Genomic DNA, 17973 nt, shown 5'->3' with positions numbered 1-17973 from the left:
AATATACGCTCCGACGACCCTACCAACTGTATTGCTGAATGATTCATAGCCTGTCTCCATCGAGATCCAACACGCCACTCAAGATAGCAGCCACTCAACGCAATTGAAAACAATTATCATTACGATAGAAAGGAAATTGCTCTCCATCAAAAAACGCCAAACACCTGAAAATCTGTCTCAAGTCCCGTCACAAAACGCGAAACGGGTTACAAAACCGTTGCAAAAAACATCTTAAATTTGCCGAACCGGTACCCACTTCCACTGTCCAAGGTTGCAGCGTTGGACTAAGCTGAAATCAGAGCCCCTGCTGGTGGGGGCCGTACCGGACGACCGGAAACAGCTCTCCGGTCCATTACCGGTGATAGCCTTGTCCTTTCCATTCAACCATAAACAGAAACGCCCACCCGCGGCGACCAACAACGGGGAATATTGCGTGTAGTCGAGCTGATTCATTAGCAAGCGAGGGTTACCCATGAGCATATTGCAGCACTTCAAAGACCGGTATGACCAAACCCAGGAAGAGGAATACTCCCTGGAGGAATATCTGGAGATCTGCAAGAACGATCACGCGGCCTATGCCACCGCCGCCGAGCGCATGTTGCTTGCCATTGGCGAGCCCGAATTCGTTGACACATCCAGGGACTCGCGCCTTTCGCGTATCTTTTCCAACAAGGTGATCAAGCGATATCCCGAGTTTTCAGAGTTCTACGGTATGGAAGAAGCCGTGGAAAATATCGTGTCCTTCTTCCGTCACGCCGCCCAGGGCCTGGAAGAGAAGAAACAGATCCTTTACCTGCTGGGCCCCGTGGGCGGCGGCAAGTCCTCCCTGGCGGAAAAACTCAAGAGTCTGATGCAGAAGGTGCCCTTCTATGCCATCAAGGGCTCGCCGGTGAACGAATCCCCCCTGGGCCTGTTCGACCCGGATGAGGATGGCCATATCCTGGAAGAGGAATACGGCATCCCCACCCGCTACCTGAAATCCATCATGTCCCCCTGGGCGGTCAAGCGCCTGCACGAGTATGGCGGCGATATCAGCCAGTTCCGGGTGGTGAAGAAATACCCGTCAGTGCTGGACCAGATCGGCGTGGCCAAGACCGAACCCGGCGACGACAACAACCAGGACATCTCCGCCCTGGTGGGCAAGGTGAACATCCGCATGCTGGAGGACTTCTCCCAGGATGACCCGGACGCCTACAGCTTCTCCGGCGGCCTGTGCAAGGCCAACCAGGGGCTGCTGGAGTTCGTGGAAATGTTCAAGGCCCCGATCAAGGTGCTGCATCCGCTGCTGACCGCCACCCAGGAAGGCAACTACAACACCACCGAAGGTATGGGGTCGGTGCCCTTCGACGGCATCATCCTGGCTCACTCCAACGAGTCGGAATGGCAGACCTTCCGCAACAACAAGCACAACGAGGCCTTCCTGGACCGGGTCTATATCGTCAAGGTGCCCTATTGTGTGCGGGTCACCGAGGAAATCGACATCTACCGCAAGCTGCTGCGGGACAGCTCCCTGGCCGGGGCGCCCTGCGCGCCGGACACACTGGATATGCTGGCGCAGTTCTCCATTCTCTCCCGCATCAAGGAGCCGGAAAACTCCAGTATCTACTCCAAGATGCGGGTCTACGACGGCCAGAACATCAAGGACACCGACCCCAAGGCCAAGTCGATCCAGGAATACCGGGACTCCGCCGGCGTCAACGAGGGTATGGACGGCCTGTCCACCCGCTTCGCCTTCAAGATTCTGTCCAAGGTGTTCAACTTCGACACCACCGAGGTGGCCGCCAACCCGGTGCACCTGCTGTACGTGCTGGAGAAGCAGATCGAGCAGGAGCAGTTCCAGGCCGAGGTGCAGGAACGCTACCTGCGCTTTATCAAGGAGTTCCTGGCACCCCACTACGTGGAATTCATCGGCAAGGAAATCCAGACCGCCTACCTGGAAAGCTACAGCGAGTACGGCCAGAACCTGTTCGACCGCTACGTAACCTATGCCGACCTGTGGATCCAGGATCAGGAGTTCCGCGACCCGGAGACCGGCGAAATCCTCGACCGGCCGGCCATCAACGACGAACTGGAGAAGATCGAGAAACCCGCAGGCATCAGCAACCCGAAGGACTTCCGCAACGAGGTGGTCAACTTCGTGCTGCGCGCCCGGGCCAACAACCAGGGGGAAAACCCCTCCTGGCTCAGCTACGAGAAGCTGCGTAGCGTGATTGAGAAGAAGATGTTCTCCAACACCGAAGACCTGCTGCCGGTGATTTCCTTCAACCCGAAGGCCAGCCAGGAAGACCAGAAGAAACACAAGCAGTTTGTGGAACGGATGGTGGACCGTGGCTATACCGAGAAGCAGGTCCGGCTGTTGGCGGAGTGGTACCTCAGAGTCAGAAAGTCGCATTAACCCTTTTCTGACCTGATGGGAGTGGCACTATGGGTATGACCCACATTGTTGACCGCCGTCTCAACGGCAAGAACAAGAGCGCGGTGAACCGGGAACGGTTCCTGCGCCGCTATCGCCAGCACATCAAGAAAGCAGTGGCGGATGCGGTGCAAAGGCGCTCCATTACCGATATCGAGCGGGGGGAAAGTGTCAGCATCCCCTCCCGGGACATCCATGAACCCATCTTCCACCACGGCCAGGGTGGCAAGCGTGAGGTGGTCCACCCGGGCAACCAGGAGTTCGTGGCCGGTGACGAGATCCCCAAGCCGGAAGGGGGTGGCGGTGGTGGATCCGGGTCCGGCCAGGCCAGCCCCGACGGCGAGGGCATGGACGAGTTCGCCTTCCAGATCACCCAGGACGAGTTCCTGGACTTCCTTTTCGACGACCTGGAGCTGCCCAACCTGGCCCGCAAGAAGCTCAAGGACACCGAAGCGTTCACCCTCCAGCGCTCTGGCTTCACCTCTCAGGGCGTGCCCGCCAAGCTGGATGTGGTGCGTTCCCTGCGGGGCGCCCATGCCCGTCGACTGGGCCTGAGCGGCGCCCGCCGCAAAAAGATCCGTGAACTGGAGGCACAGCTTGCAGCCCTCAGGGAAGCTCCCAACGACCTGGACCCGGCGTTCAGCCACGCCGACCAGATAGAAGCGTTGGAATCGGAAATTGCCCGGCTCAAGGCCAACGTCAGGCGCATTCCGTTTATTGATGAAATCGATCTGCGCTACCGTCAGCACGTCAAGAAACCCAAGCCGGCCACCAGTGCGGTGATGTTCTGCCTGATGGATGTGTCCGGTTCCATGACCCAGACCCACAAGGATATCGCCAAGCGCTTCTTCATCCTGCTGTACCTGTTCCTGAAGAAGAACTACAAGAAGATCGACGTGGTCTTCATCCGCCACCACACCAGCGCCAAGGAGGTGGACGAGGAAGAGTTCTTCTACAGCCGGGAGACCGGGGGCACCATTGTCTCCAGCGCCCTCAAGCTGATGCATAAGATCATCGAGTCCCGCTATTCACCGGACGAGTGGAACATCTACGCCGCCCAGGCGTCAGACGGTGATAACTGGAACGATGACTCCCCCATCTGCGGCAAGATCCTGGCCGAGCGAATCATTCCACTGGTGCAGTACTACTCCTATGTGGAGATCACGCCCCAGGATCACCAGATGCTGTGGTACGAGTACGAGAAGATCATGGAGCGTTTCCCGCAGAGTTTTGCCATGCAGCAGATCGCGGACCCCGGCGAGATTTACCCGGTGTTCCGCCAGTTGTTCGAGAGGAAAGCGGCATGACGGATACGATCGAGCACCCCAAACTGCCCAATCGTGAACAGGTCCGCCCGGACCCGATCTCCAGGGGCTCCGAGTGGACCTTTGACCTCATCCAGAAATACGATGACGAGATCGCCAAATGCGCCGAGGAATTCGGCCTGGACACCTACCCCAACCAGATTGAGGTGATCAGCGCCGAACAGATGATGGACGCCTACAGTTCCGTGGGCATGCCGGTTGGCTACCACCACTGGTCCTTCGGCAAGCAGTTCCTCAGCACATCCAAGGGCTACCAGCGGGGTCAGATGGGACTGGCCTACGAGATCGTGATCAACTCCGACCCCTGCATTGCCTACCTCATGGAGGAGAATACCCTGCCCATGCAGGCCCTGGTGATCGCCCACGCCTGCTATGGCCACAACTCCTTCTTCAAGGGCAATTACCTGTTCCGCACCTGGACGGATGCCAGCGCCATCATCGACTACCTGGTGTTTGCGCGCAATTATGTTGCCGAATGCGAGGAACGTTACGGTGTGGAAGCCGTGGAGGAAACCCTCGACTCCTGCCATGCCCTGATGAACCACGGGGTTGACCGTTACAAGCGTCCACCGCCCATCTCCGCCGCCGAGGAGCGTCGCCAGCAGAAGGAGCGGGAGGAATATCTCCAGAGGCAGCTCAACGACCTGTGGCGCACCATCCCCAAGATGGGGGAAGACGACGATGAGCGGGAACGGCGCCGTCAGCGCTATCCCTCCGAGCCCCAGGAAAACATCCTGTACTTTATCGAGAAGAATGCGCCGCTGCTGGAAACCTGGCAGCGGGAGATCATCCGCATCGTGCGTAAGCTGGGGCAGTACTTCTATCCCCAACGCCAGACCCAGGTAATGAATGAGGGCTGGGCCTCGTTCTGGCACTACACGCTGCTCCACCGGATGTACGAGAAAGGGCACGTTACCGACGGCTTCATGCTGGAATTCCTGCAGAGCCACACGGCGGTGACCTACCAGCCACCGTTCAACAGCCCCTGGTATTCCGGCATCAACCCCTACACCCTCGGCTTCAATATCTATTCGGACCTGCGCCGCATGTGCGAGAACCCCACCGATGAAGACCGGGAGTGGTTCCCGGATATCGCCGGTAGCGACTGGCTGGAGACGGTGCACTTCGCCATGCGCAACTTCAAGGACGAGAGCTTCATCCAGCAGTTCCTGTCTCCCAAGGTGATGCGGGACATGAAGTTCTTCTCCATCGAGAACGACGACCAGGAGGATGTGTACCGGGTGACCGCCATTCACGACGACCCGGGCTACCGGCCCCTGCGGGAAAAACTGGCGCGCCAGTACAACCTCAGCTACCGGGAGCCCAATATCCAGGTGTGGAATGTGGATGTGCGGGGGGACCGTTCACTGACCCTGCGCCACGTTCCCGTGGACCGGGTACCCCTGGGGGATGACGCCCGCGAGGTGCTCAAGCATGTCCACCGCCTGTGGGGGTTCGATGTGCACCTGGAAAGCGTCGACGAGGGCACGGTAGTGGCCGAATACCATTGCCCGCCCCAGGAGCTGGATGACGAATAGCCACCTCTGAACGGCCCCGGGCTTCTGGCCAGGGCCGTTTACCCCTCACGCTCGGGAATCGCCACCCCGTGGTTCCGCAACAACTCCGAGAAGGCATCCGCCGACGTTGGCCGGCTGAAGTAGAAGCCCTGGGACTCATCACAGGCAATGCCCCGCAGGAAGGTCTCCTGGGCTTCGGTTTCCACTCCCTCGGCGATCACCGTCAGGCTCAGGGTCCGGGCCATGTTGATGATGGCCTCGGTAATGGCCCGGTCGTGGTCGCTTTCCGGCAGGTTGCGGATGAAGGACCGGTCCACCTTAAGGGTATCGATAGGGAAGCCCCTGATCTGCGCCAGGGAGGAATACCCCACGCCGAAGTCGTCCAGCGCGGTGCGTACGCCAATCTCCCGAAGCTGCGTCAGGGTCTGGATGGTGTGATCCGGGTCCAGCATCACCATGCTTTCCGTCAGCTCCAGTTCAAGCAGTGACGGCTCCATGCCCGTTTTGTGCAGGGCGTCGCGGATGTGGTCCAGCAGTTCCGGATCTGAAAACTGCCGGGCCGAGATGTTCACCGCCATCTTGACCGGTGACAGCCCCTCCCGCTGCCATTCCATGTTCTGCCGGCAGGCGGTTTCCAGCACCCAACGGCCAATGGGGAGGATGGCACCGTTTTCCTCGCAAAGGGGGATGAACTGCTGCGGGGGCACTTCGCCCAACTCCGGGTGGGTCCAGCGCAGCAGGGCCTCCACACCGGTAATGCGGTTGTTTTTCAGGTCCAGTTTGGCCTGATAGTTCAGCACGAACTCGTGGTTGACCAGGGCATTGCGCAAGGCCGCTTCCAGCACCAGACGTTCGTTGGACAGCGATTGCATGCCGTCCACGTAGAACTCGTAGGTGTTCTTGCCCTTCTCCTTGGACAGGTACATGGCGGTGTCGGCATTTTTCATCAGCGTCTGCTGGTCCTCGCCATGGTCCGGGAAGACACTGATGCCGATACTGGCGGTCACCCGGCAGTCCTGCCCCAGCACGTTCACCGACTCCAGGGCCGCGTCCAGCAGTTTGCGGGCCACGGTGGCGGCATCCTCAAGGTCCGCCACGTTATGGAGCAACACCACAAACTCGTCACCCCCCAGGCGCGACAGCACGTCCGATTCCCGCAGTACCACCTTCAGCCGTCGCGCCATCTCCTGCAGCAACTGGTCTCCGGCGGCATGCCCCAGGCTGTCGTTCACCAGCTTGAACCGGTCCAGGTCTATGAACAGTACCGCCGGACGTTGTCCGTAACGACGCGCCGTCACCACCGCCTGCTCCAGAAGCTCTTCAAACATGGCACGGTTGGGCAAACCAGTGAGGCTGTCGTGGGTCGCCAGGTACCTGACCCGCTCTTCCGCCCGTTTCCGGTCCGCTTCGTGCTCCAGGGTACGCAGGGCATGCGAGACGTTGTCCGCCATCCGCTCCATCAGTGCGATGGTCTCGGCATCAAAGGCACGGCGATCACTGGCACAGAGATAGAGCACCCCCAGGGGCCGGCCCTCGTTCAGGATGGGAACTGCGGCAGCGGCCTTGAGCCGGGTTTTTTCCGCCAGGTGATGCCAGGGCCGGGTACGCGGATCATTCATGAAGTCGTCCGTCACCTCGGGACGCCCCATACGGAACGCGGTCCCGGCAATGCCCAAGCCTTCCGGCCGGTTCGGGTCGGTGGAAATAACCGCACGACGGGTTCTGCCCTGACCAGTGCCGGCCATTGCCACAACGTCCAGGTTACCGTTTTCCTGATTGGACAGAAGGATATGGGAGGCCGCCAGTTCCCCCTGCTCAACCGCCACCCGACAGACCTCGCTAAAGAGTGTCTCCGGCGTTTCGGCGTGCATGATCACTTCATTAGTGGCACTGAGGGCAGCGTACATGCGCTTGGCATGGCGGGCCGCCCTTTCCGCAAGCACCCGGTCGGTCACCTCCCTTGAGGCGGAAATGATCCAGGGCCGGCCATCGATTCGCACCATCCGGTGGTGAGGCTCCCACCACCCGCGGCGCTTGCCGTCCTTGCTGACGGCCATATGTGGCTCGGCAGTCACCCCTTCAGGACCAGCGGACTGCACCCGCCGGAACAACTCATCGGTTTCCTCACGGGTGCGACCTGTCAGGTGGTAGCCCTTGAAATTCATCAACTCTTCCCGCTGATATCCGGTCAGATCACAGGCAGTATCGTTCACGTAAATGAAGCGGTGGGTCTGCGGGTCCGAGATGAAGATCAGGTCCGGAGAAGCATCCATGGTGGCCTGGAAGCGTTCCGTCATGACACGACGCTGCTCCTCGGCGGTAACATCCCGCCCGGTGCCACGGAGCCCCGGGCCATGGCCGCCGGCATCCGGCACCAGTGTACCGGTCAGTTCGACATAGCATACGCTGCCATCAGGCAGTACACGGGAATATACCCTGTTCCGGAACGGCGTTAACGGCCCTTCCCCTGGAGTATCCGTGACCGGCTCAAAACCCAACTCCCGCCTGGTGCGACCGAGGAGGGTGTCAGCGGACGCCTTGGCATCCCCTTCCAGGTTACGCCCCTCAAGCCGGATCAAGCGTCCCTCAGCATCCTGCTCCCAGATCCAGTCAACCCCGAACCCCAGCATCGCCTGCATGACATTCCAGCCCGGGCTTTGATGCCTATGATCCACACTTATTCTCCCGGCTATACACATTCCCGATACAACCTACCCTAGTCCGCCCAGGAACCCCTGTACAGCGCCGCCGGGGGGCGCTGTGACAGGCACCGCAGGGCCGTAGTGAGGTACTTCCCCTAACAACATCCGGGAGCCTCTTGCTTACCTCAGCCGGAATTCGACAGCCCCCTGTCGCCGGAGATGGCCCAGGCGTTCTTGCCCTTGTCCTTGGCCTGGTACATGGCCATATCTGCAGCCTTCATCAGCGCTTTCTGGTCTTTACCATGATCCGGATACAGACTGATACCGATGCTGAGGGTGACCGACAGCGCCCGGCCTTCCACCAGGATCGATTCCTTCACGGCGGCCAGCAGCTTTTCCGCCACCGTTACGGCGTGCTCTCGCCGGTCAATGTTCTGCACCAGGACCACAAACTCATCACCACCGAGACGGGCCAGCACATCGTGCTCCCTCAGCACACCACGGAGGCGATCGGCCACCTGTTCAAGCACCTGGTCCCCCATGTCATGCCCCCAGGTGTCGTTGATGTCCTTGAAGTTGTCCAGGTCCACGAACATCAGGGCCGGGTGATGACCAGTCCGGTCTACTGAGGCAATGGCCTGTCCCAACAGGTCCGACAGCAGGTTCCGGTTGGGCAGGCCGGTCAGGCCACAATGGGTCGCCAGGTAATGGGCCTTTTTCTCCGCCTCACGGCGCTCCTGCTCATTCTCGATGGTGCGCAGGGCAAAAGCGATATTGTCCGCCATGCGCATGAGCAGACCGACGATCTCTTCATCGAACGCATTGCGTTCCCGGGAACACAGGTGCAAGGTGCCAACGGCTTTACCATCCAGCACAATGGGTACCGAAGCCACGGCCTTGAGCAGGGTCCTGCTGCGCATCTGCCGATGCCAGGGGTCTGTTCGGCGATCCCTGAAGTAATCGTTGGACACGCAGGGCTCGCAGGTTCGGAAGGCATTCCCGTTGAGACCGCGTCCTTCCGGCTTTTCCGGGTCGATGGAGATAACGGTATCCTCCAGGACCTCACGGCCATAGCCCGCCATCGCCTTCATTTCCAGCAGGTCGGATCCTGGCTTCGGCATCAGCAGCGCCGCCGTGGTCATGCCGCCACTGTCGATAGCCGCGTCGCAGACGGCCTGGAACAGCTCGTCCCTGGACGACAGGCGCATGATGGCTTCATTGGTGGCACTCAGGGCGGCGTAGATCTTCCTGATTCGGGTGGCGGCCTGTTCGGCCAGCATCCGGCGGGTAACCTCGCGGGACACAATGACCACAACTTCCTGGCCATCAATTTCCCGGTACCGGAAATGGGCTTCCCACCAGCCTCGACGGGATCGGGTCTTGTTAACCAGTAGACGGGGTTCATCGGTATACCCCCGGTCTCCCGCCTGCATCGCGTTCCTGTATACCTCGCGAGTGTATTCAGGGGGCTGGCCGGTGAGATCCGGTGCCGTCATGGCGAGCAATTCCTCACGGCTGTAGCCGGTCATGTCGCAGGTGGTCTGGTTCACATACACATACTGCAGAGTCCGGACATCGCAGACGAGAATGCAGTCCGGCGAAGCATTGAGCAAGATCCCAAGGTTTTTCTCCAGCTCTCCTTTAAAGCCGTTCCCTGCCATGTACGACTCCACCCCAGCAATATTGTTATTATGCCTGTCAAAGTAGCCTGATCGACCCGGCATCGCCAGATCCCCGACGGGCGCGGGACGGACCCTGATTGCGTAGCGATATACGTCAGACTTACGAGAGTAGACCGTTTGTAGCGCAATCGGAATACTGGGATCGTGTTTTCACAGCCTTTTACAGTTTGCCGGCCTTCCACTCCCCGCCGGTAACCCGCAGGAGACGGCTGGCTCCTGGACCACCGGCGCCATGCCCATGGAACCTCAGCCTCTCATTCCACCGAATCGTCACAGACCGATCAGGTCCACCAGCCAGGGCACGATCAGGGCGGTGGCGAATGCTGACAGGGCCATGGCCAGGCCGGAAAAGGCTCCCATGGTGTTGTTGACCTGAAACGCCCGGGCCGTCCCAATGCCATGGGCGGCCACCCCCATGGCGATACCCCGGACACTGTCATCCCGGATTCGGAACACCTGGAACAGCCGGGTGCCCAGCACCGCCCCGACAATACCGGTCACCACGACCAGTACCGCTGTCAGCGACGGCAGGCCGCCAATAGTCTCGGAAATACCCATGGCCACCGGTGCCGTAGCCGACTTGGGCGCCAGTGAAAGCTGGGTCTCGGTACTGGCCCCCAATAGCCAGGCCAGGGCGATGGAACTGCCCGCCGCGAACACCACGCCCGACACGATGGCAATGGCCACGGGCAGCCAGAGCTGACGAAGTCGTGACAGTTGCTGGAACAGCGGTACCGCCAGCGCCACCGTGGCCGGGCCCAGCAGGAAGTGGACGAACTGGGCACCGTCGAAATAGTCCCGGTACGGGATTCCCGTGGTCAGCAACACCAGGATGATTATCACCACCGCCACCAGCACGGGATTCAGCATGGGGGAGCCGCCACTGCGCTGGTACAGCCGGAACGCCAGCAGGTAGGCCACCAGGGTCATGGTCAGCCCCAGCAGCGGCGAGGCGGACAGATAGACCCAGATATCGGTGAGATCGGGCTCAGTCATGGGATTGGCCCTCCCGCTGATAGCCCGGCGCCAGCCATCGGCTTGCCAGCAGCATCACCCCGGTGGTAAACAGCATGGTCAGCAGGGTAGTCACCAGCAGCACCGCGACAATCGGCAGCCATTCGGCTAGCAGCCGGTCCGCATGAACCATGATCCCCACCCCGGCGGGCACGAACAGCAGTGACAGATGTGCCAGTAACCCCGTTGAAGCCGTGTCCAGCGACGCCGGTACCTGACGCGCCACCAGCAACACGATAAACAGCATCAGCATACCCAGCACCGGCCCCGGCACTGGCCAGTCCAGCAGGCGCACAGCTACCTCCCCCGCCAACTGGAACACCAGGAGCCAGGTAATTCCATTCAGAAACATCATAGGCAGACCCTATTATAAATGAGAAACATTGTCGTTTATCATGCAGCTTCCGATGTCCCTATCCCAGGCTGACGCTAATGGTACCGGATACACAGACACCGCAATCAAGAATTGAGCAGGTGCTGCGGTTCATCCACAGCCACCTGGACCAGCCTCTGACCGTGGCTTCCCTCGCCACCCTGGGCGGCTGGTCACGGTGGCAGTTCCAACGGGTGTTCGCGGCCCATACCGGTTGCTCGGTGGCCCACTACATCCGCGAACTCCGGCTCAGCAAGGCGGCGGAACAGTTGCTGTGCACCGGAGACCGCCAACTTGATATCGCCCTGGCCTGTGGCTTCGAATCCGATATCAGTTTCAGCCGGAGCTTCCGGCAGTACTTCGGCTGTTCTCCGGGCCAGTACCGCAAGCGTGGTGTCCGCTGTCACCTGCGGGCCCCCATTCCGGTGGAACCGCTACCCGCGCCCCCGCTCCACCAGAATCCCTACCGGACCCGGATACGCGTGGAGTCACGGCCGGCTTTCGAGGTGGTCGGCATGTCCTGTCACATCCATGGCATCTACTCCCCCACCCCGGACTTTGCCCAGCGGATACCGGACCTGTGGCAACGCCTGGGCGCGAGTCACAGCCTGCCGGAGGACGTCGCCCGGATGGGAGTGATGGACGTCTCGGGCGATGCCGGCGACCACCGCTTCCCCTACTGGGCCTGTATCGAGGCATCCGCCTGGCGGCAACTGCCGGACCTGCCACGGCTGACGGTGCCCGCCCAGGAGTATGCCGTGGTGCCCTTCCAGGGACCGGTGGCGGACCTGGAGAAAACCCTGTCCTGGTTCCTCAGCGACTGGCTGCCCGCCTCCGGCTACCAGGGCTGCTACGGTTTCGATCTGGAAATCTACCCCGCCCGGACAGACCCGGAACCGGCGGATGAGATTACCGTCGAGTACTGGGTCCCCATCCGGCCCGCCGAGGGCAAAACCCTGCCCATGCACCAAATGGTTAAGTGAACACCTGTTAATCAAAATATAATGCGAATGATTATCATGACGCGTGCAGTGACGACACGCCTCCATTTTCATTGCAATGCAGGTAATGTTCATGCCTCCCAAGACACTCTTCCAGCGCTCCCTGCTGTCGCTGGCCATTGCCGGAATCGCCGTGCCCAGCGCCATGGCCCAGGATAACGACTCCACCGGACTGGCCCCGCTGACGGTCTACAGTGACACCTACCGGAATACCGCCACCAAGACCGCTCTGGAGCCCGAGGAAACGCCGCAGAGCATTACCGTGGTCGATCAGACCGCCCTTGAAATGCGCGGCTCGGAATCCGTCGCGGAAGCCATGCGCTATGTGCCCGGCGTGAACACGGAATTGCGGGGAGGTTCCGTCAACCGGCTGGACCTGTTCAGCATCCGGGGCTTTATCAACTACCAGAACTACTATGACGGTCTTCAACTGCTGTACAACGACTGGAACCTCCAGCCACAGGTCGACCTGATTGCCGTTGAACAGGTGGAAGTCTTCCGGGGCCCTACGTCGTCGCTGTATGGTTCCATGCCTCCAGGCGGTATGGTGAACCTGATTGGAAAGAGCCCGTCCACAGAATCCTTCAATCGCATCGAAGTCACCGGCGGCACGCAGGATCTGAAACAGGCCTCTTTCGAAAGCACCGGCCAGATCGGCGACAGCGACCTGTCCTACAGCCTGGTAGCCCTCGGGCGCAGCAAGGATAACCAGGCCGCCACGACCGAGGAAGAACGCTACCTGTTCGCGCCGTCCGTCGACTGGCAGGTCACCGACGACACCCTGATCAACGTCAATCTCTATTACCAGAAAGATCCGGAAATGGGCATGTACTCCACCCTGCCCGCCTCCACACTGTTCAAGGACAACCCCAACGGCCATCTAGACCAGGACGCCTTCTCCGGCGATGCCAACTGGAACGAGTTCGACAAGGAAGTGCTGATGGCCGGCTACAAGATCAACCACAACTTCAACGACAACTGGAACTTCCTGCAGAACTTCCGGTTCACCGATGCCGACGCCTACCAGACCAATACCTACAGTACCGCGCTTGACGCCGACAACCGCACCCTGCACCGGCGCGCCTACCTGACCGACGAAAAGATAACCGGCTTCACCGTGGATAACCAACTGTCCGGACGCTTCCACACCGGAGTAGTGGAGCACAACGTCCTGTTGGGCATGGACTACATCAAGATGGACTCCGATGTCGCCTACGAAGACGATGCAGCACCTTCCATCGACCTTTACAACCCCGACTACACCCAGATCGCCCCGGACATGAACCTGAGTGGAACGGCCTATACCTCGGATTTCGAGCTATCCAAGCGACAACTCGGCGTCTACCTGCAGGACCAGATCCGCATCGGACAGCTGGTGCTGATCGGCGGTGCACGTTGGGACGACTTCAAGGGCACCGAGGAAGGCACCAAGTACGGCGCCCAGGTGGACAACGAACTGGAGCAGGACAACTGGTCCTACCGTGTCGGCGCCCTCTACGAGTTCGACAACGGCCTCTCCCCCTACGTGAACTACGCCGAAAGCTTCGAGCCCCTGGAAGGCAGTGACCGCAACGGCAACGAGTTCGATCCCTCCACCGGCAAGCAGTTTGAAGTGGGCAGCAAATTCACATCAGCCGACAACCGGCACCGGATCGACGTGGCCCTGTTCCATATCCTGAAGGAAAACGTACCGACTCGTGACCCGAACGGCACCGCCTACGATAAGATCCAGGCTGGCGAAGTCCGCTCCCGCGGGCTGGAAATCGAGGCCTCCAGCCAGCCAGTCGACAACCTGCTGCTATCCCTGGCGTACACCTACCAGGACGTGGAAGTGACCGAGGACAACACCGGACTGGAAGGCAATACGCCTGTCTGGGTTCCGGAACAGATGCTCTCCGCATGGGCGGATTACAGCTTCTTCGACGGCAGTGCGGAGGGCCTGACCCTGGGTGCCGGCTTCCGCCACATTGGCGAGTCTGAACTCAATGCCACCAATACCGCCGGCAAGGTACCGGACGCCAACCTGGTGGACCTGGCGCTGACCTATGACCTCAGCTACGCAGCTCCGAGCCTCAGCGGAACCGAAGTCGGCCTGTCAGTGAACAACCTGTTCAACGAGGAGTACTACAGCTGCTTCGACGAACTCAACTGCTGGGTTGGTGCGGAGCGGACCGTTCAGGCCAAGGTTTCCTACACCTTCTGACCCTCCCCAGGCCTGATCCCTGAAGCCCGCCACCCGGCGGGCTTTTTGGGAACAGGCGTCTGCCGGTTACACGCTAGGCAATCCGGACAATGCCATGGCCAGTTCCGCATCATCGTACTCGTAATCCCCCAGCTCCCCGGCAAAATACGAGGTGTAGGCCGCCATATCGAAATGGCCGTGGCCACAGAGGTTGAACAGGATGGTTTCAGAGGTGCCTTCCCGCTTGCAACGCAGGGCCTCTTCAATGGCCCCCTTGACCGCATGGTTGGCTTCCGGAGCGGGCACAATGCCCTCAGCCCGGGCAAAGAGCACCCCGGCCTCGAAACACTCCCGCTGGGTATAGGCGGTGGCCTCGAACAGGCCCAGTTCCCTGGCGTGGGAGACCATCGGCGCCATGCCATGGTAGCGCAGGCCGCCGGCATGGAAGCCCGGCGGGGTGAACTGGGAGCCCAGGGTGTGCATCTTGGTCAGGGGCGTCATGTGGGCGGTATCGCCGTAATCATAGGCGAATTTGCCCCGGGTCAGGGTCGGGCAGGCGGAGGGCTCCACTGCCACAATGCGGCTCTTCTCGCCGCCCCGCAGGGCATGCCCCATAAACGGGAAGGCGATGCCGGCAAAGTTGGAACCGCCGCCGGTGCAACCGACAATCACGTCCGGCCAGGTGCCCGCCATCTCCATCTGTTCCATGGCCTCCAGCCCGATAATGGACTGGTGAACCAGCACATGGTTGAGCACCGATCCCAGAGCGTACTTGGTGTCCGGGTCCTGCACCGCCAGTTCCACCGCCTCGGAGATGGCAATACCCAGGCTACCGGTATGGGCCGGGTTCTCCGCCAGCACCTTGCGCCCGAACTCGGTCATGTCCGATGGCGACGCCACGCAGGTCGCACCATAGGTTTCCATGACCGCCCGGCGGTAGGGTTTCTGATCGTAGGACACCCGTACCTGGAACACATTCACGTCCATATCGAACAACGAACCGGCAAAGGCCAGTGACGCGCCCCACTGCCCGGCCCCGGTCTCGGTGGTCAGCCGGTTGATGCCCTGCTGCTTGTTATAAAAGGCCTGGGGAATAGCGGTATTGGGCTTGTGGCTGCCGGCGGGACTGACACCTTCGTATTTGTAGAAGATCTTCGCGGTGGTGCCCAGCGCCTTCTCCAGGCCATGGGCCCGATACAGGGGGGCTGGCCGCCACATGCGATAGACCTCACGCACCGGCTCGGGGATCTCGATTTCCCGTTCGGTACTGACTTCCTGCTCGATCAGCGCCATCGGGAACAGCGGTTCCAGATCCGCTGGTCCGACAGGCTGCTTTGTCGCCGGATGGAGCACCGGCGCCATGGGCTCGGGGAAATCAGCCTGAAGGTTGTACCAGCTTTTGGGCATGCGGGTTTCATCAAGAAGGTATTTTGTTGTCATTGTTCGAGGTCCTCGCACCTTGTGATGGATACAGCACATTACCATAGCAGGTGGGCTCCGGAACTGCCCCATATCGATCATCCAGCCAGTCGTCCGGGCCTCCGGCGACCGGTTTCATTACCAAATATTCGCCAACCGGGCAGAGGTGCTCTGTTAATCTCGGCGTCAGTTTCCCAACGGAAACGGGATTGACCCAATGACCAACAATGACCGTAAACGCAACCCCGAGGACGTACTATGAACAATGGATTTCGCGGACTGGCGGCTGCCACCCTGCTGCTGCCTGCAGCGGCCTTCGCCGAGAACCTGAGCTACAGCTACCTGGAAGGCGGCCTGGCCCTCTACCCGGATTTCGAGTCGCAGGATCTGATCGGGCTCGATACCCGTGGTTCCGTGCTGCTGCACGAGAACATCTTCGCCTTTGGCGGTCTCAAGTTCCTGACCGATGATGTGGACCTGACTGCCCTGCACGTCGGTGGTGGTTACCGTCACGGCCTGGACGCCAAAACCGATATCTGGGGCGGCGTAACCCTGGAGTACCAGGAGTACGAGTGGGATCACGGCGGTGATGTGGACGATACCGGCCTGGGCTTCCGGGCGGGACTTCGCCATCAACTGACCAATGACCTGGAACTGGGTGTCGGCGGTCGTGTCGTCACCGGGGACCTGGACTACGTCGGCTTCACCGGCACGGCCCGCTATGCCATTGAACCCGACCTGAAGCTGTTTGCCGAACTGGATGTGTATGACAGCGAGCCCGGCATCCTGGGTGGTGTCACCTTCGAATTCTGAGGTTCACAACCGGGCCCCGCCAGCGCGGTGGGGCTTTGCTCCCCTGCCATCAACCTGCCCCCCCTCCTCCATATCCCGCGCCACCGACTGGGATCAGCGCCGGGATTACTGGTATTCCTTCAGCCACTGTTTGATCAACCGCCGGTAACGCCAGGACTTACGCCGTGAGGTATCCAGGCTGGAAGGTTGTAGCTGCACCTCATGGGTGTCGTCATCGGCACATATCCGGAAACGTCGTACTGCCCCGAAGGCCTTGTCGTCGGAGCCATAGATGGAAATGACGTGTATCTCCAGCCATTCCAGCTCAATTTCCGGGTCGCACGGGTAGCCATTATCCGTTTCGATGCCTTCCTGCTCGGCAATCGTGGCGATCATGTCCCGGAAGCTGATGAATTCAATACACTCCCCCGACGCCAGGGGGCCCTGGCGGGTCCGCTCCCTCAGGCCGGGCGTTTCATCCTTTTCCGCCTTGCCGGAGATATCCGTCATGGGGGCGGTAAACAGCCCCCTGGACGTTTTGAGCTGTACCACCACGAAAAAGACAAACACCGATTCGTGGCTCATATTGCATACCAGGCAGGGGGAGTCGATGAATTCATGGCCAACTCCCTTGTTGATCAGCATGCGTGGGCGACGCTGGCGACTGAACCCAAGGTAAAGTAACTGGGCATAGAACAGCCAGATTGCCAGGGTGCCTATACTGGTAAGGGAGTTCACCAGCGTGTTGTGTTGCTGTATCCAGTCGAGCATTCCATTGTTCCCATTGATGTAAACCTGTGGATCATGAAACCGCGCTTTATATCAATGCGACACCGCCCCTGTGCAATAATGGATTTCTCACAGAAAACGAGCGTACACTCGCTATATGGTGTTCCAGGGATGACTCAATGCACTCGGCCAGGGGCCGGGTCAGGCAAACGCCAACAACTACAATAAAGGACGTCTACTGATGAGGAGTCAAGGCATGAGCGATATGAGCGTGGGCGCGGAAGAACGCGCCACCTTCACCGACATGAAAGAAAGCACCCAGGAGGACTGGGACAGGATCGGGCAGTGCTACCGGGAGTTCGCCAAGGGCCACCCGGACCGAATCCTCGATCACCTCAGGTTACTCGACGGCGACTTTGGCGGCTTCAAAGTGGACCGACTGACCCACTGCCTGCAAACGGCCACCCTCGCCCATCGGGACGGCAAGGATGAGGAATACGTAGTCTGCGCCCTGCTGCACGATATCGGCGACACCCTGGGCGCCTTCAACCACGCCGATATTGCCGCCGCCATTCTCGAACCCTTCATCTCGGAGGAGAATCACTGGATGGTCAAGCACCACGCGATCTTCCAGGGCTACTACTTCTTCCACCACCTGGGCATGGACCGTAACCTGAGGGAGCAGTACCGGGACCACCCCTATTACGAGCGTACGCTGGAGTTTGTCAGCAAGTATGACTCCCCCGCCTTCAACCCGGATGGCGAGGTCCTGCCCCTGGAGTTCTTTGAGCCCATGGTGCAGCGGGTGATGGCCAAGCCCAAGCGCTCGCTGTACAAGACCATGTCCTGATCACGGCCTGCATGGCAGCGGCCCTGGTGTGCCG

At 60.3% G+C, this 17973-nt stretch carries 13 protein-coding genes; 7 read left to right on the top strand and 6 right to left on the bottom strand.

Features of this window, described 5'->3' with window-relative positions:
- The first annotated feature begins 472 nt into the window (after positions 1-472).
- The 3 genes from ACJO3T_RS01975 to ACJO3T_RS01965 are packed head-to-tail and all read left to right on the top strand — an operon-like array spanning position 473 to position 5276.
- Positions 473-2395, top strand: a complete 1923-nt coding sequence (locus tag ACJO3T_RS01975; protein WP_406960989.1) for a PrkA family serine protein kinase — start codon at positions 473-475, stop codon at positions 2393-2395.
- A gap of 29 nt (positions 2396-2424) precedes the next feature.
- Entirely contained in the window at positions 2425-3720 is a 1296-nt protein-coding gene (locus ACJO3T_RS01970) for a YeaH/YhbH family protein (RefSeq protein WP_406960987.1), read from the top strand.
- Positions 3717-5276 carry a SpoVR family protein gene (locus ACJO3T_RS01965; RefSeq protein WP_406960985.1) on the top strand — a complete coding sequence of 520 codons (1560 nt, stop codon included), beginning with the start codon at positions 3717-3719 and terminating at the stop codon, positions 5274-5276. The genes ACJO3T_RS01970 and ACJO3T_RS01965 overlap by 4 nt, the downstream gene beginning before the upstream one ends.
- A gap of 38 nt (positions 5277-5314) precedes the next feature.
- Here the strand turns inward: ACJO3T_RS01965 and ACJO3T_RS01960 are convergent, their stop codons facing one another.
- The 4 genes from ACJO3T_RS01960 to ACJO3T_RS01945 form a co-directional block, all read right to left on the bottom strand.
- On the bottom strand, positions 5315-7930 hold the full coding sequence (locus ACJO3T_RS01960; protein WP_406960983.1) for a sensor domain-containing protein: 2616 nt from the start codon (positions 7928-7930) through the stop codon (positions 5315-5317).
- A gap of 152 nt (positions 7931-8082) precedes the next feature.
- Complete coding sequence (locus ACJO3T_RS01955; RefSeq protein ID WP_406960981.1) at positions 8083-9558, bottom strand: diguanylate cyclase domain-containing protein; 1476 nt, start codon at positions 9556-9558, stop codon at positions 8083-8085.
- 291 nt (positions 9559-9849) lie between these two features.
- Positions 9850-10575 (bottom strand): LrgB family protein, encoded by a 726-nt coding sequence (locus tag ACJO3T_RS01950; protein WP_406960979.1) that lies wholly within the window; start codon positions 10573-10575, stop codon positions 9850-9852.
- Positions 10568-10948: a CidA/LrgA family protein gene (locus ACJO3T_RS01945; RefSeq protein WP_406977648.1), complete on the bottom strand. Its 381-nt coding sequence runs from the start codon at positions 10946-10948 to the stop codon at positions 10568-10570. The genes ACJO3T_RS01950 and ACJO3T_RS01945 overlap by 8 nt, the downstream gene beginning before the upstream one ends.
- A 77-nt stretch (positions 10949-11025) precedes the next feature.
- Here ACJO3T_RS01945 and ACJO3T_RS01940 point away from each other — a divergent pair, with 77 nt between their 5' ends.
- On the top strand, positions 11026-11949 hold the full coding sequence (locus ACJO3T_RS01940) for a helix-turn-helix domain-containing protein (protein ID WP_406960977.1): 924 nt from the start codon (positions 11026-11028) through the stop codon (positions 11947-11949).
- Positions 11950-12040: 91 nt separating this feature from the next.
- A complete protein-coding gene (locus ACJO3T_RS01935) occupies positions 12041-14170 on the top strand; it encodes a TonB-dependent siderophore receptor (RefSeq protein WP_406977647.1) in 2130 nt (709 codons plus the stop codon).
- Positions 14171-14236: 66 nt separating this feature from the next.
- On the opposite strand, the gene ACJO3T_RS01930 is transcribed toward ACJO3T_RS01935, so the two are convergent.
- On the bottom strand, positions 14237-15589 hold the full coding sequence (locus tag ACJO3T_RS01930; protein WP_406977646.1) for a TrpB-like pyridoxal phosphate-dependent enzyme: 1353 nt from the start codon (positions 15587-15589) through the stop codon (positions 14237-14239).
- Between the two features lie 237 nt (positions 15590-15826).
- Here ACJO3T_RS01930 and ACJO3T_RS01925 point away from each other — a divergent pair, with 237 nt between their 5' ends.
- A complete protein-coding gene (locus ACJO3T_RS01925) occupies positions 15827-16381 on the top strand; it encodes a porin family protein (protein WP_406960971.1) in 555 nt (184 codons plus the stop codon).
- 105 nt (positions 16382-16486) lie between these two features.
- Here the strand turns inward: ACJO3T_RS01925 and ACJO3T_RS01920 are convergent, their stop codons facing one another.
- Positions 16487-17131 (bottom strand): hypothetical protein, encoded by a 645-nt coding sequence (locus tag ACJO3T_RS01920; RefSeq protein ID WP_406960969.1) that lies wholly within the window; start codon positions 17129-17131, stop codon positions 16487-16489.
- A 214-nt stretch (positions 17132-17345) separates the two neighbouring features.
- On the opposite strand from ACJO3T_RS01920, the gene ACJO3T_RS01915 reads away from it, so the two are divergent.
- Positions 17346-17939 carry an HD domain-containing protein gene (locus ACJO3T_RS01915; RefSeq protein WP_406960967.1) on the top strand — a complete coding sequence of 198 codons (594 nt, stop codon included), beginning with the start codon at positions 17346-17348 and terminating at the stop codon, positions 17937-17939.
- The last annotated feature ends 34 nt before the right edge of the window (positions 17940-17973 follow it).

The organism is Marinobacter shunpengi (genome assembly GCF_045449715.1).
Lineage (GTDB): Bacteria > Pseudomonadota > Gammaproteobacteria > Pseudomonadales > Oleiphilaceae > Marinobacter.
Note: the sequence above shows the minus strand (reverse complement) of the source record. Positions and strands in the feature narration are given on the sequence as shown.